The sequence below is a fragment of the Ruegeria sp. CDSC079 genome (assembly GCF_059610505.1).
Map to the genome: position 1 here is coordinate 197,199 of NZ_JBXWNT010000004.1, position 22,304 is coordinate 219,502.

Annotated in this window: 30 protein-coding genes; 24 read left to right on the plus strand and 6 right to left on the minus strand. The window is 57.7% G+C overall.

From position 1 onward, the window contains the following. Window positions 1-86 precede the first annotated feature (86 nt). Genes rplI through rpsF form a run of 3 tightly spaced genes read right to left on the minus strand, consistent with a single transcriptional unit; the run spans window position 87 to window position 1,329 of the window. The gene (rplI, locus tag AC2FIC_RS09050) at window positions 87-707 is read right to left on the minus strand and encodes a 50S ribosomal protein L9 (protein WP_142633139.1); all 621 of its coding nucleotides are present in this window, start codon (window positions 705-707) and stop codon (window positions 87-89) included. A gap of 12 nt (window positions 708-719) precedes the next feature. Next, window positions 720-947: a 30S ribosomal protein S18 gene (gene rpsR / locus AC2FIC_RS09055; RefSeq protein ID WP_005608650.1), complete on the minus strand. Its 228-nt coding sequence runs from the start codon at window positions 945-947 to the stop codon at window positions 720-722. A gap of 28 nt (window positions 948-975) precedes the next feature. Next, the gene (gene rpsF / locus AC2FIC_RS09060) at window positions 976-1,329 is read right to left on the minus strand and encodes a 30S ribosomal protein S6 (protein ID WP_496691046.1); all 354 of its coding nucleotides are present in this window, start codon (window positions 1,327-1,329) and stop codon (window positions 976-978) included. 285 nt (window positions 1,330-1,614) lie between these two features. On the opposite strand from rpsF, the gene AC2FIC_RS09065 reads away from it, so the two are divergent. Together AC2FIC_RS09065 and AC2FIC_RS09070 are read left to right on the plus strand one after the other, a co-directional pair. Further along, the gene (locus AC2FIC_RS09065) at window positions 1,615-2,133 is read left to right on the plus strand and encodes a hypothetical protein (protein ID WP_496691047.1); all 519 of its coding nucleotides are present in this window, start codon (window positions 1,615-1,617) and stop codon (window positions 2,131-2,133) included. 126 nt (window positions 2,134-2,259) lie between these two features. Beyond that, the gene (locus tag AC2FIC_RS09070; protein WP_281971916.1) at window positions 2,260-2,832 is read left to right on the plus strand and encodes a YceI family protein; all 573 of its coding nucleotides are present in this window, start codon (window positions 2,260-2,262) and stop codon (window positions 2,830-2,832) included. A gap of 58 nt (window positions 2,833-2,890) precedes the next feature. On the opposite strand, the gene AC2FIC_RS09075 is transcribed toward AC2FIC_RS09070, so the two are convergent. Beyond that, entirely contained in the window at window positions 2,891-4,117 is a 1,227-nt protein-coding gene (locus AC2FIC_RS09075) for a cytochrome b/b6 domain-containing protein (RefSeq protein ID WP_496691048.1), read from the minus strand. Window positions 4,118-4,288: 171 nt separating this feature from the next. On the opposite strand from AC2FIC_RS09075, the gene fabD reads away from it, so the two are divergent. From fabD to mltG, 7 genes are all read left to right on the plus strand, one after another. After that, on the plus strand, window positions 4,289-5,227 hold the full coding sequence (gene fabD, locus AC2FIC_RS09080) for an ACP S-malonyltransferase (RefSeq protein ID WP_496691049.1): 939 nt from the start codon (window positions 4,289-4,291) through the stop codon (window positions 5,225-5,227). Window positions 5,228-5,254: 27 nt separating this feature from the next. Further along, window positions 5,255-5,992 carry a 3-oxoacyl-[acyl-carrier-protein] reductase gene (gene fabG / locus AC2FIC_RS09085; protein ID WP_142633152.1) on the plus strand — a complete coding sequence of 246 codons (738 nt, stop codon included), beginning with the start codon at window positions 5,255-5,257 and terminating at the stop codon, window positions 5,990-5,992. Window positions 5,993-6,201: 209 nt separating this feature from the next. Then, complete coding sequence (locus AC2FIC_RS09090; protein ID WP_005982462.1) at window positions 6,202-6,435, plus strand: acyl carrier protein; 234 nt, start codon at window positions 6,202-6,204, stop codon at window positions 6,433-6,435. A gap of 177 nt (window positions 6,436-6,612) precedes the next feature. Beyond that, window positions 6,613-7,113, plus strand: coding sequence for a GNAT family N-acetyltransferase (locus AC2FIC_RS09095; protein ID WP_496691339.1), 501 nt, complete (start codon window positions 6,613-6,615; stop codon window positions 7,111-7,113). Between the two features lie 120 nt (window positions 7,114-7,233). After that, the gene (locus AC2FIC_RS09100; RefSeq protein WP_496691050.1) at window positions 7,234-7,977 is read left to right on the plus strand and encodes a 1-(5-phosphoribosyl)-5-[(5-phosphoribosylamino)methylideneamino]imidazole-4-carboxamide isomerase; all 744 of its coding nucleotides are present in this window, start codon (window positions 7,234-7,236) and stop codon (window positions 7,975-7,977) included. A gap of 204 nt (window positions 7,978-8,181) precedes the next feature. Next, the gene (gene fabF / locus AC2FIC_RS09105; protein WP_496691051.1) at window positions 8,182-9,447 is read left to right on the plus strand and encodes a beta-ketoacyl-ACP synthase II; all 1,266 of its coding nucleotides are present in this window, start codon (window positions 8,182-8,184) and stop codon (window positions 9,445-9,447) included. Continuing rightward, entirely contained in the window at window positions 9,448-10,608 is a 1,161-nt protein-coding gene (mltG, locus tag AC2FIC_RS09110) for an endolytic transglycosylase MltG (RefSeq protein ID WP_496691052.1), read from the plus strand. A gap of 33 nt (window positions 10,609-10,641) precedes the next feature. Here mltG and AC2FIC_RS09115 read toward each other — a convergent pair whose 3' ends face one another. Beyond that, on the minus strand, window positions 10,642-11,904 hold the full coding sequence (locus AC2FIC_RS09115) for a DEAD/DEAH box helicase (protein WP_142633162.1): 1,263 nt from the start codon (window positions 11,902-11,904) through the stop codon (window positions 10,642-10,644). Window positions 11,905-12,221: 317 nt separating this feature from the next. Next, on the minus strand, window positions 12,222-12,758 hold the full coding sequence (locus AC2FIC_RS09120; protein ID WP_142633164.1) for a winged helix-turn-helix transcriptional regulator: 537 nt from the start codon (window positions 12,756-12,758) through the stop codon (window positions 12,222-12,224). A 40-nt stretch (window positions 12,759-12,798) separates the two neighbouring features. Between AC2FIC_RS09120 and AC2FIC_RS09125 the strand changes: the two genes are divergently transcribed. The 15 genes from AC2FIC_RS09125 (at window position 12,799) to AC2FIC_RS09195 (ending at window position 22,291) form a co-directional block, all read left to right on the plus strand. After that, window positions 12,799-13,176, plus strand: a complete 378-nt coding sequence (locus AC2FIC_RS09125) for a VOC family protein (RefSeq protein ID WP_496691053.1) — start codon at window positions 12,799-12,801, stop codon at window positions 13,174-13,176. A 206-nt stretch (window positions 13,177-13,382) separates the two neighbouring features. Further along, window positions 13,383-13,727: a hypothetical protein gene (locus AC2FIC_RS09130; protein WP_496688435.1), complete on the plus strand. Its 345-nt coding sequence runs from the start codon at window positions 13,383-13,385 to the stop codon at window positions 13,725-13,727. Then, a complete protein-coding gene (locus tag AC2FIC_RS09135) occupies window positions 13,636-15,006 on the plus strand; it encodes a DNA-packaging protein (RefSeq protein ID WP_496691054.1) in 1,371 nt (456 codons plus the stop codon). Before AC2FIC_RS09130 ends, AC2FIC_RS09135 begins: the two co-directional genes overlap by 92 nt. A gap of 191 nt (window positions 15,007-15,197) precedes the next feature. Continuing rightward, on the plus strand, window positions 15,198-15,890 hold the full coding sequence (locus tag AC2FIC_RS09140; RefSeq protein ID WP_496691055.1) for a hypothetical protein: 693 nt from the start codon (window positions 15,198-15,200) through the stop codon (window positions 15,888-15,890). A 112-nt stretch (window positions 15,891-16,002) separates the two neighbouring features. After that, window positions 16,003-17,166, plus strand: a complete 1,164-nt coding sequence (locus tag AC2FIC_RS09145; protein WP_496691056.1) for a phage portal protein — start codon at window positions 16,003-16,005, stop codon at window positions 17,164-17,166. Continuing rightward, window positions 17,159-17,377 carry a GTA head formation protein, RCAP_rcc01685 family gene (locus tag AC2FIC_RS09150; protein WP_496691057.1) on the plus strand — a complete coding sequence of 73 codons (219 nt, stop codon included), beginning with the start codon at window positions 17,159-17,161 and terminating at the stop codon, window positions 17,375-17,377. Before AC2FIC_RS09145 ends, AC2FIC_RS09150 begins: the two co-directional genes overlap by 8 nt. Window positions 17,378-17,391: 14 nt before the next feature. Continuing rightward, window positions 17,392-17,949 (plus strand): HK97 family phage prohead protease, encoded by a 558-nt coding sequence (locus AC2FIC_RS09155; RefSeq protein ID WP_496691058.1) that lies wholly within the window; start codon window positions 17,392-17,394, stop codon window positions 17,947-17,949. A 35-nt stretch (window positions 17,950-17,984) separates the two neighbouring features. Beyond that, window positions 17,985-19,163 carry a phage major capsid protein gene (locus AC2FIC_RS09160; RefSeq protein WP_142633179.1) on the plus strand — a complete coding sequence of 393 codons (1,179 nt, stop codon included), beginning with the start codon at window positions 17,985-17,987 and terminating at the stop codon, window positions 19,161-19,163. Window positions 19,164-19,334: 171 nt separating this feature from the next. After that, window positions 19,335-19,934, plus strand: a complete 600-nt coding sequence (locus AC2FIC_RS09165; RefSeq protein ID WP_496691059.1) for a head-tail connector protein — start codon at window positions 19,335-19,337, stop codon at window positions 19,932-19,934. Next, the gene (locus AC2FIC_RS09170) at window positions 19,931-20,269 is read left to right on the plus strand and encodes a phage head closure protein (protein WP_142633184.1); all 339 of its coding nucleotides are present in this window, start codon (window positions 19,931-19,933) and stop codon (window positions 20,267-20,269) included. Before AC2FIC_RS09165 ends, AC2FIC_RS09170 begins: the two co-directional genes overlap by 4 nt. Continuing rightward, on the plus strand, window positions 20,266-20,679 hold the full coding sequence (locus AC2FIC_RS09175) for a DUF3168 domain-containing protein (protein ID WP_496691060.1): 414 nt from the start codon (window positions 20,266-20,268) through the stop codon (window positions 20,677-20,679). Before AC2FIC_RS09170 ends, AC2FIC_RS09175 begins: the two co-directional genes overlap by 4 nt. A gap of 20 nt (window positions 20,680-20,699) precedes the next feature. Then, on the plus strand, window positions 20,700-21,113 hold the full coding sequence (locus AC2FIC_RS09180; protein WP_142633188.1) for a phage major tail protein, TP901-1 family: 414 nt from the start codon (window positions 20,700-20,702) through the stop codon (window positions 21,111-21,113). 2 nt (window positions 21,114-21,115) lie between these two features. Then, window positions 21,116-21,436: a gene transfer agent family protein gene (locus tag AC2FIC_RS09185; RefSeq protein WP_142633190.1), complete on the plus strand. Its 321-nt coding sequence runs from the start codon at window positions 21,116-21,118 to the stop codon at window positions 21,434-21,436. Beyond that, on the plus strand, window positions 21,433-21,642 hold the full coding sequence (locus AC2FIC_RS09190; RefSeq protein ID WP_142633192.1) for a rcc01693 family protein: 210 nt from the start codon (window positions 21,433-21,435) through the stop codon (window positions 21,640-21,642). Before AC2FIC_RS09185 ends, AC2FIC_RS09190 begins: the two co-directional genes overlap by 4 nt. Then, the gene (locus AC2FIC_RS09195; RefSeq protein WP_271947594.1) at window positions 21,629-22,291 is read left to right on the plus strand and encodes an RcGTA-type gene transfer agent tail tape measure protein; all 663 of its coding nucleotides are present in this window, start codon (window positions 21,629-21,631) and stop codon (window positions 22,289-22,291) included. Before AC2FIC_RS09190 ends, AC2FIC_RS09195 begins: the two co-directional genes overlap by 14 nt. Window positions 22,292-22,304 lie beyond the last annotated feature (13 nt).

Genomic DNA, 22,304 nt, shown 5'->3' on the forward strand with positions numbered 1-22,304 from the left:
GGCCCAAGCTGGATTTCGCCGGGCGGAGGCATAAAAAAGGCCGCACAGATCGTGCGGCCTTTCTTGTTCAATTCGAAACCCGAGGATCAGGCTTTGGCTTCGTCTTCTTCGGCCGAAGCATCCTGAGCAACCAGATCGTCGTCGTCGGAAGCGGCGGAACCGATATCGTCGAACAGCTCGGCGATTTCGAATTCTGCGGCGGCTTCTTCTTCGGCGGCCAGTTCCTGAATCGATTTGCCCGATGCCTGTAGTTCGGCTTCTTCTTGCGAACGGGCAACGTTCATTTCGATTTTCACTTCAACCTCGGGGTGCAGTTTAACTGCGACTGTGTGCAGACCCAGGTCCTTGATCGGTGCGATCAAGGCAATCTGCTTCTTGTCGACGGTGAAACCTGCTTCGGTTGCGGCGTCTGCGGCGTCACGCGGGGTGACCGATCCGTACAGTGCGCCGGCATCCGAGGCCGAGCGAATCACGATGAATTGCTGTCCGTCCAGCTTTTCAGCCAGCGCTTCAGATTCTTTCTTGGATTCCAGGTTGCGGGCTTCAAGCTGCGCTTTCTGGGCTTCGAACGACGCGATGTTGGCGTCCGATGCGCTCAGCGCTTTGCCCTGAGGCAACAGGAAGTTGCGGGCATACCCGGACTTGACGTCAACGACGTCGCCCATCTGACCCAGTTTCGCAACGCGTTCCAGCAGGATAACTTGCATGTCAGTATCTCCTTACTTAACGGCGTAGGGCAGCAGGGCGAGGAAGCGGGCGCGCTTGATAGCACGGGCCAGTTCACGCTGCTTTTTCGCCGAAACGGCGGTGATGCGCGAAGGTACAATCTTGCCACGCTCAGAGATGTAACGCTGCAGCAGACGAGTGTCTTTATAGTCGATCTTCGGCGCGTTCTCACCCGAGAACGGGCAGACCTTGCGGCGGCGGAAAAATGGTTTTGCGGCCATGGTTTAGTGTCCTTTCTTCAGGCGTTAATCAACGGCGCTCGCGGCGGCCTTCGCGCTCGTCGCGCTTCTGCATCTGGACCGAAGGGCCCTCGTTGTGCTCGTCGACCTTGATGGTCAGAACGCGCATAACGTCGTCATGCAGGCGCATCAGGCGTTCCATTTCCTGAACGGCGCCAGCGGGAGCGTCGGTCTTGAGGAAGGAATAGTGACCCTTGCGGTTCTTGTTGATCTTGTAGGCCATCGTTTTGACACCCCAGTACTCGCTGTCGATGACGTTGCCGCCATTGTCAGTTAGAACGGTGCCGAAATGTTCGACGAGGCTTTCTGCCTGCGCGTTGGACAAATCCTGACGCGCGATCATTACATGCTCATATAGTGGCATGTGCACTCCTGTTTCTATCAAGGCGCATTTCATAGGCGGGGCCGTTTCGTCCTTCGCGACCCTGCCACGAGAGGCTGCGCGATTCATGTCGTTTGCGAAGGATGGCCCGATATACACGTTTGTACGCTGGGGGCAAGGCCTGCCACAGATGCCTTTGTGAAGTCGCGCTATTTCCTCTGCGCTGCCCAATTCCTGACGCTTTTCGGCTCAAAGTTGTTTTGTATACCGGAAATTAACCGGACTGACAAAAGTTGGAACGGCAACCTGAGAAACAGGGTACTGAAAATGACCGCGATTAACACAAATACCTTCGAGAAATCCGCCACAGGCGTAAGTTTTGAAAAGTCAGTGCCGGTGCTCATTAGCTTTGCACCAAATTGGAAAGCTCGGATGGTTCTGGCCCGTCTGGCCGGTGCGCTACTGATAGTTTCTGCCTTTTCCATGTGGTTGATGCCCAGCACGGCAATGGCCGCCGAAGTCTGGCCGATCAAATTGGCGGCCTCGCTGATGTTCCTTCTAGTAGGTGTCAGCCTTCTGACCATCGAAGTTCTGGACGCGCGTCCTGATGCGTATTTTGACCCGATCCGCCGCGAGGTCCGGGTATTGCAAAAGAATGAAAATGGCCGCCCGCAGACAGTTTTGCGCCGGAGCTATGACAGCCTGGGTGGTGCCCGTTTCATTGAAGACCAGATCGAGTTGTTCGATGTGGATGGCAGCCTGTTGATGAAATTGCCGCTTGAATCGGCGGATGTCAGCCGAGCGCTCAAAGGTCAACTTAGCGGAAGTGTAACAATTTTCGCCTGAGTTTTATTCTGTTCAATTAAGAACAGATATTGTGAAATAATATTACTTGTGTGCTGCCCTAGGGCAGCACATTTTCGTTGTCGAGCAACCCAAGAGGTTTGCATCTACAAAATTGCGGAGATTATCATGAAATCCACCCTTCTTGCAGCAGCGCTCGCGGTTTCGGCCACAACGGCATTTGCCGGCGCCGAAAAATACGTTCTGGACTCCAGCCACAGCCAAGTTCTTTTCAGCTATAACCACCTTGGCTTCTCGACCACCCATGGCATGTTCTCGGGGTTTGAAGGCGAGATCATGTTCGATCAGGAAAACCCGGCTGCATCCAGTGTTACAGTATCCATGCCAGTGGTCGAGATGATTACCGGTTGGAAGCCACGTGAAGACCACTTTATGTCCGAGGATTTCTTTGGTGTGACCGAAGGAGAAATGGTGACCTTTACCTCTACTGGTATCGAAGTCACGGGCGAAAACACTGCCAACATCACTGGCGATCTGACTATGAACGGCGTGACCAAATCGGTTGTTCTGGATGCCAAGCTGAACCAGGTGGGTGAACATCCTATGGCAGGAAAGCCCTGGGCCGGTTTCGACGCAACCACCACCTTGGTGCGTAGTGAGTTCGACCTTGGTCAGTTTGCGCCATTCGTAAGCGACGAAGTTGAACTTCAGATTTCAGTCGAAGCCCAGAAGGCCGACTAATACGATTACAACGAGTTGAAACGAGGCCGCCGGAGTAACCCTTCGGCGGCCCATTTTCTTAGTTGCCACGTTTTGCTGTAAGATCAACTGATACTGTAACAGCAAAACCCAGCGAATCCTCGGTCGACTGCGAAGTGCCGATGTCGAAATCCAGCCGGTTCAGTTCAAGCTGTCCTGAAATAGATGCGCTGTCACCCTGAAGGTCGAGGGTAAATGGCAACACTACGTCCACACTCTTGTCGCGAATGGTCAACGCGCCGCGCGCTTCGTACCCGTCCTCAGTTTTGAAGAGATCAGCTTTGAATTGAGCGGTTGGAAATTGCGCACTGTCGAAGAAATCAGCACCCATTGCCTGATCTGTGACTGTCCCGAGTTTGAGCGACGTTATCGCGATTGTGACATCTGCTGATCCGGCTAAGCCCGGCGTGGGCGGATCTTCGAAAGCGATTGCAGCGGTCCAATCGGAAAAGCTGCCGGTTACCGGGCTGCCCAACTGGGTGATGGTAATGCTTAGATTGCCTTCCTGGACGTTCCAGTCGGACTGTACCTGGGTCAGTTCTGCGACTTCTGTGCCAGCTGTAGATTGGTGGTCAAACGCGCCGATTGACCATCCTCCGACCAGAACGGCACACCAAATGGCCAAAGAGGCCAATGCGGGCGTCATTGAATGGCTTTGCTCTGGCGGTTCCGGTGCATCCGAGGTGCCCGGCATCATTCGGCGCAGCGTGCTGTCTTTATCTATAATGTGGTGTTTTAGCGCCCCGGCGACGTGCAGCGCGACTGACCCGGCCAGTGTCCAGACGAACAGCCAATGTAGGCTTCCGGTCAGCTCTGCCAAATACTCGGATTTTGGTACAAGGGGTAGGCCCTGTCCGAAGGGCCACAAAATCGGAGCGAAACCTTCGGCGGCAGCGTGATGGGTCCACCCGGTTAGTGGGGCCAGAACCAAAGATGCGTAAAGCAGCCAATGCACGGTTTCAGCTGCAAAGGCCTCGGGCTTGTTCTCGGCGTTCAATAGGCCGGGTTTGGTCTGTGTTATCGCCCACAAGATACGCGCGAGCGCGACGAAGAAAACAGTGACCCCGACGGTTTTATGGAGAGAAAAGAGGCTGGCGGCGCGTGCAATGTCATCTTCGGTTGTGGCTATAGCAGGATCATAAATCGCATGAGCCAATCCGTTGGCGACCCACCCCAGAGGGAATGCGGTGAAGATAAGTAACGCGGTCAGCCAGTGAAAAGTCTTGGTTATGCTTCCATAGCTTGAGAAGGTGTTTGACGAAGGCATCTGAGGCTCCGGAAGGTGGATCGTATGCAACAACCTACCGCTACAAGCCTAGGACACAATAGCAAGGGATGCACAGAGCCGGTGCCAAAGTGCAGAGATCAGGCAAAGCTTGTGCCGCGCGGTCTGTCGGTTTACACCCCGCGGCAACCTAACGTCATCCAAGAGGTTGCAATGACACGCGCATTTGTTTTCCCGGGGCAAGGTGCCCAGACTATCGGTATGGGCAAGGCTCTGGCCGAGGCCTATCCGGCTGCACAGGCTGTATTCGACGAGGTGGACGAGGCGCTTGGGGAAAAGCTGAGCGATCTGATCTGGGAAGGTGATATTGCGGACCTGACCCTGACCCAGAACGCGCAGCCAGCACTAATGGCGACCTCGATGGCTGCGATGCGGGCCCTGGAGGCCAATGGGATTTCGATTGCGGATGCTGGTTTTGTCGCTGGGCATTCGCTGGGGGAATACTCCGCGCTCGCTGCGGCAGGGGCATTGTCGGTCGCTGATACGGCGCGCCTTTTGCGCACCCGCGGGCAAGCGATGCAGAGTGCGGTTCCCGTTGGAGAGGGCGCAATGGCCGCTATTCTTGGATTGGATCTTGATGCTGTGCGCGCTGTTGCAGACCAAGCTGCGCAGGGTCAAGTTTGTCAGGCTGCCAATGACAATGATCCCACACAAGTCGTGGTATCAGGCGCAAAGGCTGCCGTGGAACGCGCCGCCGAAATCGCCAAAGAAAAAGGCGCCAAGCGCGCGGTCATGTTGCCCGTCAGCGCACCTTTCCACTGTGCATTGATGCAACCTGCCGCTGATGTCATGGCCGAAGCCCTGGCAAATGTCGAAATCAAAGCTCCTGCCGTGCCATTGATTGCCAATGTGCGGGCCGAGGCTGTCACAGATCCCGATCTGATCCGTGGGTTGCTGATCGAGCAGGTCACAGGTTCGGTTCGCTGGCGCGAAAGCGTATTGTACATGGTTGCGCAAGGCGTGAGTGAAACTTGGGAAATCGGGGCGGGCAAAGCTCTGTCCGGTATGATTCGCAAAATTGACCGTGCGATCGTTGGTAAAGCTGTCGGTACGCCTGATGACGTGCAGAATGTGACACAGGCCGAATCGTAAGACACCGAGCATCAAGAGGAAAACCGAATGTTTGATTTGACAGGTAAGAATGCACTGATCACCGGTGCATCGGGCGGGATCGGTGGCGAAATTGCGCGAAGTTTGCATGCGGCCGGTGCAACTGTGGCTTTGTCTGGAACGCGAGTTGAGCCGCTACAGGCTCTGGCCGACGAATTGGGTGAACGCGCCCATGTTCTGCCCTGCAACCTGAGTGATGCCGAGGCGGTGACAGCCCTTCCGAAGCAGGCTGCTGAGGCAATGGGATCGGTTGATATTCTGGTGAATAATGCAGGGATCACGCGAGACAATCTGTTCATGCGCATGTCCGATGAAGAATGGCAGAGCGTGATCGACGTCAACCTGACATCTACTGCCCGTCTGTGCAAAGGCGTTTTGAGGGGCATGATGAAAGCGCGCTGGGGCCGGATCATTAATATCTCATCGGTGGTGGGTGCGACAGGGAACCCGGGACAGGCCAACTATGCTGCATCCAAAGCAGGCATGGTGGGCATGACCAAATCGTTGGCCTATGAGGTTGCCAGCCGTGGAATCACCGCCAATGCGGTGGCACCCGGTTTCATTACGACTGCGATGACCGACAAACTGACCGAGGATCAGAAATCTGGGATTTTGACGCAGGTTCCTGCCGGTCGTATGGGTGACCCCTCGGAAATTGCTGCGGCTGTGCTGTATCTTGCAAGTGCCGAAGCCGGATATGTTACCGGAACCACCTTGCATGTGAACGGCGGTATGGCCATGTTGTGAGCGCGGATCGAGGTGGGCGCGAAAGCGTTTGCCTCGGGCGTTGTCTGTGTTATAGGCGGCGCACATATGCAGGGGCTGGCCGGATGGTCAACCTTCTACTTACCCGGTAATCGGGGACCTAAACCGCCCAGAACGGGCACATCAAGGCCAGCCTGAGCGGGCAAGGGCAGAACCGGGCACTATGCCCTGAAATGAAATGAGGAATAGACATGAGCGACGTCGCAGATCGCGTTAAAAAGATCGTTGTTGAGCACTTGGGTGTTGAAGAAGATAAAGTGACCGAAAACGCGTCCTTCATCGACGATCTGGGTGCAGACAGCCTGGACACTGTTGAGCTGGTTATGGCCTTCGAAGAAGAGTTCGGCATCGAGATTCCTGATGACGCAGCCGAAACCATCCAAACTTTTGGCGACGCCGTCAAATTCATCTCTGAAGCGTCTTAAGACCTTCTTTATCCGCTAAAACGGCGCTTCCGGGCAACGGAGGCGCCGTTTTTTTTGCCCAGCCGGAATTCGCGCTTGCCAGATAGCTATTGACCCGCAACCATTTACGCGAGGCAGGAAATTCTGAGCGGGCAGGGCATGCTACGATCCACCCCGATGATAAATACGGCACGTCTGATGCTTTGCGCTATGCGTCCCGACGACTTTAGTCGTTACGCTGAGATTTGGCGGAACCCTTGTGTTGTGCGCCATCTTGGCCGGGAACCGCTATCGCGGGGCGAAGCGTGGGAATCCTTTCTGAGGAATGCCGGCCACTGGCAGATGGCCGGTTTTGGCCAATGGGCCGTCTTTCGACAGTCGAATCGTCAGATGATAGGTCAAGCTGGCTTTTTCTATCGTAACCGAGGGTTAGGCGACGACTTCGACAGCTTTCCCGAGGCCGGATGGCTATTGGCACCAGAAGCCCAGGGGCAGGGATTTGGTTTTGAAGCGGCACAGGCCGCACATGACTGGTTTGACAGAATAATGCCTGGACCACTGGTTTCCCTGATTGATGCTGAAAACCACGCGTCGCAGAATCTGGCGGCAAAGCTGGGTTATGAGCTCATGGCCGAGCGCGACTATATGGGAAGTCAGGTGAACCTGCTGAAAAGAAACGGGCCGCCCAAACTGGCTTAACCTTTCTCTTTGATCGTGCCGCAAATTGCCTTTGGTTTGCCGAAACTGGAAATTCTCACCGATAGGGTTGAGGGTATGGTATCCTCTATTGACGTTGCGATTGAGCGGAGGAGCAAGCTCATGAGGATTTACCCTACGATGGAACTGCAGAACGGCCGCTGTGTCACACTGGACAAGGGTCGTCTGGATGAGGCCATGATTTGGCACGTGAATCCCGCAGAAACGGCACGCAGTTGGGCCGATGCTGGAGCCGAGTGGATGCACTTGACCGATTTTGACGCGATTGAAGGGCGCGATACCAATTCGGAGATGGTTGAAGAGATCATCCGTTCTGCCGAAATCCCTGTGCAGTTGGCAGGTGGTATGAGAACGCGCGAGCAAGTCGAGCACTGGATCGACAAGGGCGCAGGCCGGATTGTTATCGGCACTATGGCTGCGTGGGATCCAAATCTTGTGAAAGAATTGGCCAAACTCTATCCGGACCAAATCGTTCTGGCCGTAGACGTTTGGCAAGGCTTAGTGATGACCGACGGTTGGCGTAGTCAAAGTGCGTTTACACCAGAGGCCTTTATCGAAGCGTTTTCAGAGACGCCGTTTGCGGCAATTCTGGTCACTGATATCGATAGCGACATGGAAGACGTTGAGGCACAGCTGGGCCTGATCTCGGGGCTGGCAGAGACATCTCGCACACCGATCATCGCAAGCGGTGTGGTCCGCACGACAGATGATATCTCGCGGTTGGCTTATATCCCGAATATTTCGGGCGCCTTGGTTGGCCGCGCGCTGTTCAGAAAGACGCTTGAGCTTTCAGATGCGCTGAATGTTGCCAGCACAGCGCACGAACCGGTTGCGGCGTTTCAGTAAGATTTCTTCCAAAACAACAGGTTCCGCCCTTTCATGTCCAGTGAAAGGGCGGGCTTTCATCTGGCCAGGAGCCGCATTGCAAGAGTGTATACTGTAGGTGTTCCGCTCAATCTGCTTGTGTGATGATTGCGCCTTGCTCTTGCCCCCGCACCCCGGCCCGGGGTAAGAGCGTTTCTCAAACAGGAAGCAGGCAAGAGGCATTTTATGCGCAGAGTCGTTGTAACCGGTCTTGGGTTGGTCACTCCATTGGCCAGCGGGGTCGAGGAAACATGGTCGCGGTTGCTGGATGGGGAATCCGGTGCAGGCCCGATCACGCAATTTGATGCTGAGGCAAGTGGGGTCACCACAACGTATGCCTGCGAAGTTCCGCGAGGCGACGGCACCGACGGGACATTCAATCCTGACGACTGGATGCCGCCGAAAGAGCAGCGCAAGATCGAAGACTTCATTCTGTACTCGATTGCAGCTGCTGAAATGGCCTGCAAGGATTCCGACTGGCTGCCCGAGGATGAAGAGGCGCGCTTGCGCACTGGCGTTCTTATCGGTTCAGGTATCGGTGGGCTGGGTTCCATCGCGGCAACGGCTAACCTGATCCGCGACAAGGGCCCTCGACGGGTGTCGCCTTTCTTTATTCCAGGCGCGCTGATTAACCTGGCCTCGGGTCAGGTGTCGATCCGCCATGGATTCAAAGGCCCGAACCATTCGGTTGTGACTGCATGTTCGACCGGTGCTCACGCTATTGGTGACGCAAGCCGCATTATCCGTGCCGGTGACGCTGACGTAATGGTTGCCGGTGGTGGCGAAGGGTGCATTTGCGAAATCGGTATCGCTGGATTCAACGCTTGCAAGGCGCTGTCGACCAAATACGCGGATAACCCCAAAGCAGCCAGCCGCCCCTATGACGTCGACCGAGACGGTTTTGTCATGGGTGAAGGTTCGGGCATCGTTGTTCTGGAAGAGTACGAGCATGCAAAAGCGCGTGGCGCGAAAATCTATGCCGAAGTTCTGGGCTATGGCATGTCCGGTGATGCCTATCATATCACCGCCCCCAGCGAGGACGGCGACGGCGCAGAGCGTTCGATGAACGCGGCACTGCGCAGCGCGGGGCTGGAGCCGAAAGACCTAGATTATATCAACGCGCATGGCACATCTACCATGGCCGATACCATCGAATTGGGTGCGGTCGAGCGTATGTTGGGCGAGCATTCCGCGAATGTGACGATGAGCTCGACCAAATCGGCCACTGGCCACCTGTTGGGCGCTGCAGGCGCGATCGAAGCCATTTTCTCGATCCTCGCAATCCGCGATCAGGTTGCGCCACCGACGATCAATTTGGACAACCCAGCGGTCGAGACGCAGATTGATCTGGCTCCGAATGCTAAGCGTGAGCGCAAGATTGATGTGGCGTTGTCAAACTCGTTTGGATTTGGCGGCACCAATGCAAGTGTGATCTTCGGAAAGGCCAGCTAAATGTGGCGCGCTTTGGCCTCCAACATGCTGACCATCCTGGTGGTCGGCCTGTTTCTTGCCGGTGGACTGATTTTGTGGGGGCAGGCGCGATACAAGAATGCGGGCCCTCTGGAAGCTGCGATGTGTTTGCAGGTCGAACGTGGCTCGAACATGACGCAGGTCAGCCGACAGCTGGAGGATCAGGGCGCGATCAGCAGCGCTACGATATTCCGTATGGCGGCGGATTATACCGACAAGGCACCTCAGCTGAAGGCAGGCAGCTTTCTGGTCCGCGAGGGTGCTTCGATGGAGCAGATCATTGATGAGATTACGCGGAGCGGGGCCAGTACCTGCGGATCCGAGATTGAGTACCGGATCGGTGTAACCCGCATACAAACCCGTGTACGCGAATTGAACCCCGCAACATTGGACTTCGATGAAATCGCATCGTTCGATGTAGCGGAAGAAGAAATACCCGCGGCTTATACCCAAAAGCGCGAAGACTCAGACACACGGTACCGGGTCTCGATTGCTGAAGGTGTTACATCCTGGCAGGTGGTCGAGGGTCTTAAGCAGATCGACGCGTTGACGGGAGATATCCCTGAAATACCGGCCGAAGGGGCGCTGGCACCGGACAGCTATGACATTGTGCGAGGTGCCGATCGGGCGGCAATCCTGCAGTCGATGCAGGATAAGCAGCAACTGCGCATTAACGCCGCCTGGGAAGGGCGGCAGGATGATTTGCCAATCAATACCCCCGAAGAGATGCTGATTTTGGCGTCAATCATCGAAAAGGAAACTGGTGTTCCGCATGAGCGTGGACAGGTTGCCAGCGTATTTGTAAACCGGCTTGAGCGAGGCATGAAGCTGCAGACGGACCCGACAGTAATCTACGGTGTCACCAAGGGGCAGGGCGCGTTGGGACGAGGCCTGCGCCGCAGCGAACTGCGCCGTGCAACGCCTTGGAACACTTATGTGATTGATGGGCTCCCGCCAACACCTATCGCAAATCCTGGTCTTGCAAGTCTTGAAGCCGCAGTTTCGCCCGAAGCGACTGATTTTGTCTTCTTTGTTGCAGATGGCACCGGCGGACATGCTTTTGCCGAGACACTGGATGAGCACAATCGAAACGTCGCCAAATGGCGTGAGATTGAGGCCGAGCGCCAAAGCACCGGAAACTAAAAAAGGCGCCGCGAATAGCGGCGCCTTTTAGATTTAGGCGGCGGAGGATCGACGCGGTCGCCGACGTTTTGGGCCTCCGGGATTGCCCGACTTGTTAGCTGCTTGCGGCTTTGGACCACGGCGACGGAACCCTCCGCCTTTCCGCGATTTTGCGGGTTCGGCGAACTCGGGCATTGTGCCGCTGGCGACCGGAACCTCAATTTTCATCAGTTTCTGAATCTGCTTCAGTTGATCCAGTTCATCCGGTGCACAGAAAGCGATCGCTTCGCCTTCGCGACCGGCACGGGCGGTTCGGCCAATGCGGTGGACGTAGTTATCCGGCACTTCGGGTAGGTCGTAGTTGATGACATAGGCAACGCCCGGGATGTCGATGCCGCGAGCGGCCACGTCTGTTGCCACCAAGACATTTATCTCGCCTGCGCGGAAAGCTTTGATCGCCCGGTCACGCTGTCCCTGACTTTTGTTGCCATGGATCGAGGCGGCGTTGAAGCCGTCGGCTACGAGGCCCTTCATCAGCTTCTCGGCGCCATGTTTTGTACGCGAAAACACCAGCGTCAGAGCTTCTTTATCCGCAGATAAAATCTCCCGCAGTTTGCTCGGTTTTTCCGCGCGGCTCAGGAAATGAACCGATTGGGTGATTTTGTCGGCGGCTTTACCCGGAGGGGACACTTGAATGCGTTGCGGGTTTGTCAGGTAGGCCTGGCTGAGTTCTTCCATCTGCTTGGGCATAGTGGCAGAAAACAGCATCGTTTGGCGGGGCGTGCCCAACTGCGGTGCAATCCGGCGCAGAGCATGAATAAAGCCCATGTCCAGCATCTGATCGGCTTCGTCCAGTACCAGATGACGTACCGAGCCGAGGTCGACCGCTCTGCGTTCCATCAGGTCGATCAAACGACCAGGGGTGGCAACCAGAATGTCTGTGCCGCGTGCCAGAAACGAAATCTGCCTACTGATGGACTGACCGCCAACAACTGTCGCCACGCGCAGCTTCGTATTCGTGGTCAAATTGCGCAGGCTATCTGCGATTTGGTTGACCAGTTCACGGGTCGGGGCAAGGATCAGAGCCTTGGCGGTTTTCGGCGCAGGCTTGCCGGTCTGAGCCAGCAGGTGGTCGATCAGGGGTAGGCCAAAAGCCAGCGTCTTGCCGGTGCCGGTCTGGGCAAGGCCGAGAATATCGTGCCCCTGCAATGCCATGGGGATTGCCTGGTTCTGAATCGGAGTGGGTTGTGAAAAATTGGCGCGTTTCAAAGCGTCGTTCAGGGCCGGGGCCAGGCCCAGCATATCAAAGTCGAACAAATATCATTCCTTTTTTGCCCCTGGTGAATGCATCACCACGGACGACATAAATCAGCAGCGCAATATGCGATGCCAACAGGGTTACGCTAAGACTCTGGATGCACAGGCGTTTCCTGCGGCATCCGGCCGTCGCATTCAGAACCCTGCGTGAAGGGGAACTATGGGGTGAATCGAGCGCTGTGGAGCAGGTCGGACCTGCCAATGCTCACGCGTCAGCGCTTTGTTAAGGCGCTCATGCAGGTTGCGGGGCGGAATGTCAAGCTGTGCGTTATAGATCACATCCGGCGAAAAGGATCGTTGTGGGCTGTCTGCAACCTTTAAGCAGTGAGATTGACCGCTTGGTTGATCGCAAAACCTGTTCTTACAGCTCGATATGTAGGGAAGGGCATCCGCGCGGCAGTTTCAATGTCCCGCCGGATCCAGTCGAGCGCCTCTAGCTGTTGAAGGGACGACGACAGCGCCCGATCCGTGATCGATACCAAATCCGATTTGATGGCGGAAAAGCGGTGCGGAGTGCCGGTGAGTGCCAGGATCGGGACGGTCCAGGATTTACGGACGAGCTTGAACTTGGTGTCATCCGGAACGGCGTTTACGATTGCGCTGGCCATACTGGCGGCTTCGATCCCCGGCAGGGTTAATCGGAATTCAGGGCGCAATGGGTGCCCGTGGCCCGGATTCCTTTCGATCAGGTCAAGGCGTATGAGATGGTCCAGGCTTGCCGCGAAGGCAGTTCTTCCTGCGCTGGTGGCAGCAAGCAGAGCGGCCTGCCTGCCAGGAGTGCCGGAATGCATGAGGGCCAGAATATTCAGCGACCAAGCTCGGGAGGTCAGCTTGACAAGCAAATTAATGTCCATAAAGTATAGTTAATATAATTTAGCTCAAAAGGAAAGATTGATGCCCCTTGTTTCTTTGAAAAACACGATCACACTCGCGATCTCGGTTCGGGATCGCCATGCCAGCGCTAAATGGTTCAATGACAAACTGGGGTTTGAACTTGCCCACCACATAGATGAAGCGGGTTGGAGTGAGATGCACACCAATGTGGACGGTGTCACATTGGGTTTAGGAGAGCAGGCCGAGCCGTCGCCGGGGAATTGCGTTCCCGTGTTTGAGGTCGCCGACATCACCACCGCCCGCGCCGCGCTAGAGGGAGCAGGGGTGGCCTTCGATGGGGCGACAGAAACGATCGAAGGGATGGTCAGCACGGCCACGTTTTATGATCCGGATATGAATGCGCTGATGCTGGCGCAGGATTTGACTGGCAGCGGTTAAAGGCACCTGCAGGGAAGAAAATATTAACCTGCACCGCACGTTCCCTGTTGCGTGGGTGTTGCGCAAATCATTGACATTTCGGACTTAATTTGGTACGAACTGTGTCATGCTAGAAGAAGTGGGCAACGGCCTCGGGGTAACACCCGGCGGCCGTTTTTCGTTTCTCTCGTGCGGAGAAAACTCACGCATGAGGTCAATACGCAAACATGACTTTAATTACCCCGGAAGAGCGGATTTCCCAGACGGCTGACTTGTTGCAGTCACTTGAGACATCCATTCGCGATCTGCGCAAAGCAGCGGAAGAACTGCGCAGGCAGATCGGTGCCGGGGAGGATGCAGATCTTGCTGGTGCAGGCAAGCAACTGGGTCAGCTTGAGGGGCTGATCCGAAGTTGCCAAAAAGTGGAGACAAGCTTTGTCGAACAACATCACAGACAAGCCGGAATTGCCCAAGGGGGCTATGCGCTCGACCTTGATCGGGCACGATCTGAGATCGGGTGCAGGCTGGCTCGCCTCCGCGCCTGCTGCGGTGCAGGACAGATTTCTGAGTGAGATCGGGGAGGGGGGGCTATGCGCCCTCCCTTTCCTGTTTGAGTTCTGGGCTCTGCCGCATCAATTGCCGCCCGAGGGCGATTGGCGGTCGTGGGTGATCATGGGGGGGCGTGGGGCCGGTAAGACCCGGGCCGGAGCTGAGTGGGTGCGGTCTGTGGTCGAGGGGTCATTGCCGTTGGACAAGGGGGCGGCCTGTCGTGTGGCCTTGGTCGGCGAGACCTTTGATCAGGTGCGCGATGTGATGATTTTTGGCGATAGCGGGATTTTACAATGCTCGCCACCGGATCGTCGGCCTATCTGGAAGGCGTCGGAACGCAAGCTGATCTGGCCCAACGGAGCCGAGGCGCAGGCGTTTTCAGCGCATGACCCCGAGGGATTGCGGGGGCCGCAATTCGATGCAGCCTGGGTGGATGAGCTGGCTAAGTGGAAAAAGGCGGGCGAGACCTGGGACATGTTGCAATTTGCGCTGCGGTTGGGGGATCAGCCCCGGGTCTGTGTGACGACCACGCCGCGCAATGTGAAGGTTTTGAAGGATCTGCTGGCGTCGCCGTCCACGGTGCAGACCCATGCGCCGACCGAGGCGAACCGGGCCAATTTAGCGGGGTCGTTTCTAGCCGAGGTGCGCGCGCGCTATGCCGGTACACGGCTAGGGCGGCAGGAGTTGGACGGGGTGCTGCTGTCGGATGCCGAGGGGGCACTGTGGACGGGTTCTATGCTAGAGGCAGCGCGCTGTGCGCATGTGCCGGAGTTGGATCGCATCGTGGTGGCGCTGGACCCGGCGGTGACGGCGGGGGCAGATGCGGATGCTTGCGGGATTGTCGTCGTTGGGGCGTGCTTGCAAGGGCAGCCCGAGGAGTGGCGCGCCTATGTGCTGGCTGACCGGACGGTGCAGGGCGTGGGCCCGGCGGGCTGGGCGCAGGCGGCGATTGATGCGATGGATGAATTTGGGGCCGAACGGCTGGTGGCTGAGGTCAATCAGGGTGGCCAGCTGGTGGAAGAGGTCGTGCGGCAGGTGGACCCTTTGGTCCCGTACCGCGCGGTGCGAGCGTCACGCGGCAAGGTCGCGCGGGCCGAGCCTGTGGCGGCTTTGTACGAACAGGGGCGGATAAGCCATGTGGCTGGGCTGGGCGCGCTGGAGGAGCAGATGTGCCAGATGACCGCGCGGGGGTTCGAGGGTCAGGGCTCACCCGACCGGGTCGACGCACTGGTCTGGGCGTTGCATGAGTTGGTTGTGGGGCCTGCGGGGGCGTTTCGGCGGCCGAGGGTGCGGGCGTTGTGAGAGTAAGGGCATGAAATCCACACTTTTGAGGTGGCTTGAGGACTGTTAGGCTACCTTCATCTACAAGGTGTTTGTTTCGACACGTAAACAGCTTTTGATTTAACTGGGTTTGGCAATCTTGAGTTTTGATCTTAAAAATCAAATTGAAACAAGATCTTATAGTTCCTTCTCGTAAGTCCACTGAGGCGTCCATGAAGAAAAAATTGTATTTGTTGGCAATTAGTGCGGGCATACTTTTCTTTTTTCTCGCCCTCTATTTCCTCGGCCACGCGATGTGGGACTACCACGATGACGTCAATAATTCTGGCCTAGCCTACAAGTTCTTCGCGGCAAAAGTTTGCGCATTTATTGCCTTGTTGCTCATGACATCAGCCTTGTTCAGCTTTACTGAAAAGATTATTTTTGCACCGCTTATAATCTTAATAGTCGGGGCAATGGTGCTGCTAGTCGGCTATCATGTGGTCAAAGACGAACCTTGGCGGTTCCAGCATATTGGCAGCGAAGGATACAGAGTCCCTCGGGCATATGCCGCCGGCTTGGACTATGGGCCGCCGGGGGGTGGGTTGCAGGCAGTATATTGCGCCAATACCTTTAGCGGGGCCCGGAGACCGGGTGGCAAAAGATGCGAGCGTCAGTTTTTTCATGTCGCGCATGCGAGTTCTCCCTTTTATCGAGAGCTCAGCCAGCAACGTGAAGTTTCGTGTACAACATACAGCGATGGGGAAAGGTGTCGCGTCAGAACCGACACCGAGCTTGGCCAGCTCAACTACGCAATCAAATCCCAATTTATCACCCTCGAGGACGCCGAAGAACTTGAACGCCGTTTGCTAAATCTATTGCGCGACTGGCGGATCGAAGGTGAAGTTAGCAATACACAAAATTGATGCTCGCGATCCGTTGCCCACCCTCCGTACGCCCCATTCCCAAGGCTTAAACTTCTTTCCGTCATAACTCCTTTCAACAAGCCGGGCAGAGCGGCGGCAGAAAGGAGCACAGATGGTATTCGATTTCTTGCGTCGTGGATCGGCTGATGAGGCGCCCGAGGCGAAGGCGAGCGCGGCGGGGCCTGTGGTGGCGTGGCAGACCGGGGGGCGCGTAGCGTGGAGTCCGCGGGATGCGGTGTCGCTGACGCGGACGGGGTTTGCGGGGAACCCGGTGGGGTTTCGCTCGGTCAAGCTGATTGCCGAGGCGGCGGCGGCGTTACCTTTGGTGCTGCAGGATCAGGCGCAGCGCTATGATGTACATCCGATCCTGTCCCTGATGCGCCGTCCGAATGCCGCACAGGGGCGGGCAGAGTTGATGGAGGCCTTGTTTGCGCAGTTGCTGCTGTCGGGCAATGCCTATGTTGAGGCGGTTCAGGCCGAAGAAGGGCTGCCGGTTGAGCTGCATGTCTTGCGATCCGACCGGATGAGCGTGGTGCCGGGAGCGGATGGCTGGCCCAAGGCGTATGATTACGCTGTGGGCGGCAAGAAACACCGGTTTGCGGCGGAAAACATCTGTCATATCAAATCGTTCCACCCGCAAGATGATCACTACGGGTTCTCGCCGATGCAGGCTGCGGCGATGGCGATTGATGTGCACAACAGCGCGTCTCGGTGGTCAAAATCGCTGCTCGACAATGCAGCGCGACCTTCGGGGGCGCTGGTTTGGAAGGGCGGTGATGGCCAAGGGGTGATGGCCGAGGATCAGTTCCGGCGTCTTTCCGATGAGATCGAGCAGAACTATCGCGGGGCGCGCAATGCTGGTCGTCCGATGGTTCTTGAAGGGGGGTTGGATTGGAAGCCGATGGGCTTTTCGCCCTCGGACATGGAGTTTCAAAAGACCAAGGAAGCCGCCGCCCGCGAGATCGCGCTGGCCTTTGGGGTCCCGCCGATGTTGCTGGGGATCCAGGGCGATGCGACCTATTCGAACTATCAGGAGGCCAACCGGGCGTTTTACCGCCTGACCGTGCTGCCCCTGGTGACGCGGGTGGCGGCGGTGGTGTCGGCGTGGTTGGCCGGCTTTATCGGCGAAGAGCTTATGCTGAAGCCCGATCTGGATCAGGTTCCAGCGTTGTCCTCCGAGCGGGATGCGCTTTGGGCGCGGGTCAATGGGGCTGAGTTCCTGACTGACGCAGAAAAGCGTGCTTTGCTGGGGCTGCCGGAGCGTGCGGATGGCTGAAGGATATCCGCCATTCGATTGCGCGCCAGGCTTGCGGCTGGCCGCGCATGAGCGGGTGGCCGAGATTCAGCATGCGCATTTGTGCCAGCGGCTGGATCAGATCGAAGAGATGATGGAGCGGCTGGAGAGGCGGTTGTGGTTGACGGTGTATGGCGTGGCAGCGGTGATCCTAGCGCAGGCGTTTCAGTCATTCCTTTCAGTAACGCCATGAATTCAGAGAGTTACATGGAGAAGTTTATGGATTTGGAGCATAAGTTCGCACGGTTCGGAGAGGGTCTTTCGGTGACCGAGGACGCGGTGATCGAAGGTTATGCCAGCCTGTTTGGACAGGTGGATCAGGGCAGTGACGTGGTGCAGAAAGGTGCGTATCGCGGTTCGCTTGAGAGGCTGGGCACAGCGGGTCAACGGGTCAAGATGCTCTGGCAGCATGACCCGGCGCAGCCCATTGGTGTCTGGGATGAGGTGCACGAAGATGACCGGGGCTTGTGGGTCAAGGGACGTCTGCTGGAAAGCACTCAGAAAGGTCGCGAGGCGGCCGAGTTGATCCGGGCGGGCGCAATGGATGGCCTGTCGATTGGCTATCGTACCAAGCGCGCCGTGAAGAATGACATGGGCCAGCGGGTCCTGACCGAACTGGAGCTGTGGGAGGTGTCGCTGGTGACGTTCCCGATGCTGCCCAGTGCGCGGGTGGCGGCAAAGGGAGTGGACCCCGAGGCCGAGAACACCTGGTGCAGTATTGCCGAGGTGTTTGATCACGCCCGGCAGGAGCTGGCGCGAACCTAGCGCGCCGAAACCTCACCCCCAAAAAGGAAGTGCTGATGAGCAAGACCGAAACCCCGGCCTTGACCGGAGAGGGTGTGCCCCTGGTTCAGGAGGTGAAGCAGGCGATGACTGGCTTCGTGAACGAATTCAAGGGCCTCAAGGCTGAAGTTAAGACAAAATTGCAACAGACAGAAGAGCGACTGACCATGCTGGATCGTAAATCAACCATCGCGGCACGTCCGCATCTTGCGGCCTCAATCGAGGACGGCGCACCGCATCAGAAGGCCTTTGATGCCTATGTGCGTTCGGGTGAGGATGACGGCCTGCGTGGGCTTGAGATGGAGGTGAAATCCCTCTCGAGCGCTGTGAACAGTGACGGTGGGTACCTGATTGACCCGCAAACCGCCGAGATCATCAAATCGGTGCTGAAATCTACGGCCTCTATCCGCTCGATTGCTTCGATCGTAAATGTCGAGGCGAACTCGTTCGATGTTTTGATCGACCACACGGATGTCGGTGCGGGCTGGGCAGATGAAAATGCTGCGGCGAGCGAAACCAGCACCCCGTCGATTGACCGGATCTCGATCCCGCTGCACGAGCTGAGCGCACTGCCCAAAGCCTCGCAGCGACTGCTGGATGACAGCGCGTTCGATGTCGAGGGTTGGCTGGCCGGTCGTATCGCGGACAAGTTTGCACGCGCTGAGGCCTCGGCCTTTATCAACGGCGACGGTGCGGACAAACCCAAGGGTATTCTGAACCACGCCAAGGTCGACAACGATGTCTGGGATTGGGGTAACATTGGTTATATCCCCACCGGCATCGATGGCGGTGTCGAGGCGGATGCCATTGTGGACGTGGTTTATGCGCTGGGTGCGCAGTACCGGGTCAACGGGACCTTCGTGATGAACTCGAAAACTGCTGGTCTGATCCGCAAGCTGAAAGACAGCGATGGCCGCTTCTTGTGGTCGGACGGTCTGGCTGCTGGTGAGCCGGCGCGGCTGATGGGGTATCCGGTGCTGATCGCCGAAGATATGCCGGATGCGGGAACCGACAGCTTTTCGATTGCTTTCGGTGACTTCCAGGCGGGCTATACCATCGCCGAGCGTCCGGACCTGCGCGTATTGCGCGATCCCTTCAGCGCCAAACCGCATGTTCTGTTCTATGCGACCAAGCGCGTCGGCGGCGATGTCAGCGACTTTGCTGCGATCAAACTCGTGAAATTCGGCACCGCCTAAAGCGGGCTGAATCCCGGGGGGCCTTCGCCCCTCGGGGCGGCGGGCGCGGGTCGGGGTGAGACCCCTGCGTTGTCTAGCTGCTCCCCTCCGTCCGAGCAACGTGGGGCGGCGCGTGCCCGTCAATTCCTGAAGTTACGGCCCCGGAGGGGTCCGAGATTGCGGAGTGAATGGATGATGTTGATCGAAGAAACCGCCATCGCGGATGCGGCGCTGCCGGTGGATCAGTTCAAGGCGCATTTGAGGCTGGGAACAGGCTTTACTGGTGCCAGCGTGCAGGATGAAGTGCTCAAGGGCTTCTTAAGGGCGGCGATTGCTGCGATTGAGGCGCGTACCGGGAAGGTACTTATCACGCGTGAGTTTTCCTGGAGCCTTAACAGTTGGCGTGACCCTGCGGGCGAAGTGCTGCCTGTGGCGCCGGTCTCGACCATCAATACGGTCAGTTTGACGGATGCAGCGGGTACTGAAACCGCCGTTTCGTCTGACAGATACAGATTGGATCGCGATAGCCAGCGCCCGCGGATACGCCCTGCCGGGGCTGTCTTGCCCGCTATTTCGACCGGCGGATCCGTGAAGATCGCGTTTATCGCCGGTATTGCCGGGGAATGGTCAAGCTTGCCGGCAGATCTTGGGCAGGCGGTTCTGCTGTTGGCCGCGCATTACTATGAATACCGGGATGAGACCACGTTGGGTGCCGGCTGTATGCCCTTTGGCGTGACCAGCCTGATCCAACGCTATCGTGTGGTTCGTTTTGGTGCAGGGGTGGCCCAATGAAGGCGCCCCGGCTGAATAGAAAACTGTTGCTTGAATCCTCCGTGCGCACCGCTGATGGCGCCGGTGGGTATCTGGAAACATGGGTCGCCTTGGGCTCGGTTTGGGCCGAAGTCACTGCGCGCAGCGGGTCAGAGCGAAATGTTGCAGGGTTGCCGGTTTCGCGTGTCGGCTACCGGATTGTGGTTCGTGGCGCGCCCGAAGGATCGACCATGCGCCCCTCGCCGGATCAGCGGTTTGCGGAAGGCACACGCCGTTTCGTTATCCGCGCCGTCGCCGAGCGGGACCTGCGCGGCCAGTACTTGATCTGCTTTGCGGATGAGGAGGTGGCGGTATGAGCTATGGCGTTTCAGCCGCGTTGCAGGCGGCAATTTACCAGAAATTGTCGGAAGACACACAGATCAGCACTCTTTCAGGTGGAGCGATCTATGACGCCGTTCCAGCGGGTTCAGTTCCGCAAACCTATGTGACGCTGGGCCCGGAAGAGGTGCGCGATGCCTCGGACCGGTCGGGGACCGGTGCGGTGCATCGGTTCACGGTGTCCGTCGTGTCCGAAGCTGCCGGGTTCGGTGCAGCAAAAACGTTGGCGGGGGCGGTTTGTGACACCCTGGACAGTGCGGGGCTGACCCTGGATCGAGGCCGATTGGTCGGGCTGTGGTTCGAACGTGCCTCGGCCCGTCGGACCGGAACGGGCGGCGCGATCCGCCAGATCGACCTGAAATTCCGCGCCCGCGTGGAAGACGATTAAGCAATCAACGGAGAGAGCAAATGGCTGCCCAGAACGGAAAAGACCTGTTGGTCAAAGTGGATATGAACGGCTCAGGCCTGTTCGAGACCATTGCGGGGCTGCGTGCCACGCGGGTCAGTTTCAACGCGGAAAGTGTCGATGTGACCAGCCTGGAAAGCCAGGGTGGCTGGCGCGAGCTTTTGTCTGGCGCGGGGGTCAAGTCGGCCTCGATTTCGGGCTCGGGCGTATTCAAGGACGCGGGAACGGATGAGCGCGCGCGACAGCTGTTCTTTGACGGTGAGACACCGGGTTTCCAGATCATCATCCCGGATTTCGGGATTGTTGAGGGTGCGTTCCAGGTGACCGGCATCGAATATGCGGGCTCTCACAATGGCGAAGCGACCTATGAAATGAGCATGGCAAGCGCCGGTGCTCTGACCTTTACGGCGCTGTAACGATGGCCAATCCGTGGACAGGAGAGGTGGCACTGACCATCGATGGAGAGCAACGGGTTCTGAAGCTGACCTTGGGCGCTTTGGCGGAACTGGAACGGGAATTGGGCACAGGGACACTGGTTGAACTGGTGCAAAGGTTCGAAGGCGGCGCCTATTCCAGCGGTGATGTTCTGGCGCTTATCGTCGCCGGGCTGCGGGGGGGCGGGGCCAATGTCACCCGCGCCGATCTGCTGAGTGCCGAGATTGAGGGCGGGCCAATGCACGGCGCGTGTGCTGCGGCCGAGTTGTTGGCAAGGGCCTTCATGGTGCCGGGGCAGGCATGAGCGGGTTCGACTGGCCCGCATTGATGCGGGCCGGATACCTCAGCCTACGCCTGACACCGGATCAATTCTGGAGCCTTACCCCGGCCGAGTTGCGGCTGATGCTGGGGCATGGCGCGGGCATGCCTTCGATGAACAGAATGGGTTTGGATGCGTTGCTGACGGCCTATCCGGACAAGACAATAGGAGAGCGTGATGACGGATCGTAACGGGTTGGAAGACCTGCAGGAGCGGGGCGAGGCGCTTGGCGACTCGCTGGGTGATGCGGCGTCGATGGCCGCGGCATTTGATGGGCAGATGAAGCGCATCAAGGCGGCATTTGAGGAAACGGGCAAGGATGTTGCCACGCTGGAGCGTGGCATGTCCGGCGGCCTGCGGCGGGCGTTCGATGGCGTCGTGATGGACGGGATGAACCTGTCCGATGCGCTGGACGTGCTGAAGAACTCGATGATCCGCACCGCGTATTCGGCGGCGATCAAACCGGTCACGGATCATTTCGGAGGCCTTTTGGCCAATGGGATCGGCGGCTTTGTGAAGGGCATCCTGCCTTTCGCGGATGGCGGCAGTTTTAGTCAAGGGCGGGTGATGCCCTTTGCCAACGGTGGAGTGATCAGCGGTCCAACCACGTTTCCGATGCGTGGCGGCACCGGGCTGATGGGCGAGGCTGGCCCCGAGGCCATTATGCCGCTGGCCCGCGGAACTGACGGGAAATTGGGCGTGCGCATGTCTGGCGGCGGCTCTGCGGTGAACGTGGTGATGAACATCACGACCCCGGACGTACAGGGTTTCCGTCGAAGCCAAAGCCAGATCGCGGCCCAGATGAGCCGCGCGCTGGGCCGTGGCAATCGCAATAGGTAGATCAGGGAGCAGA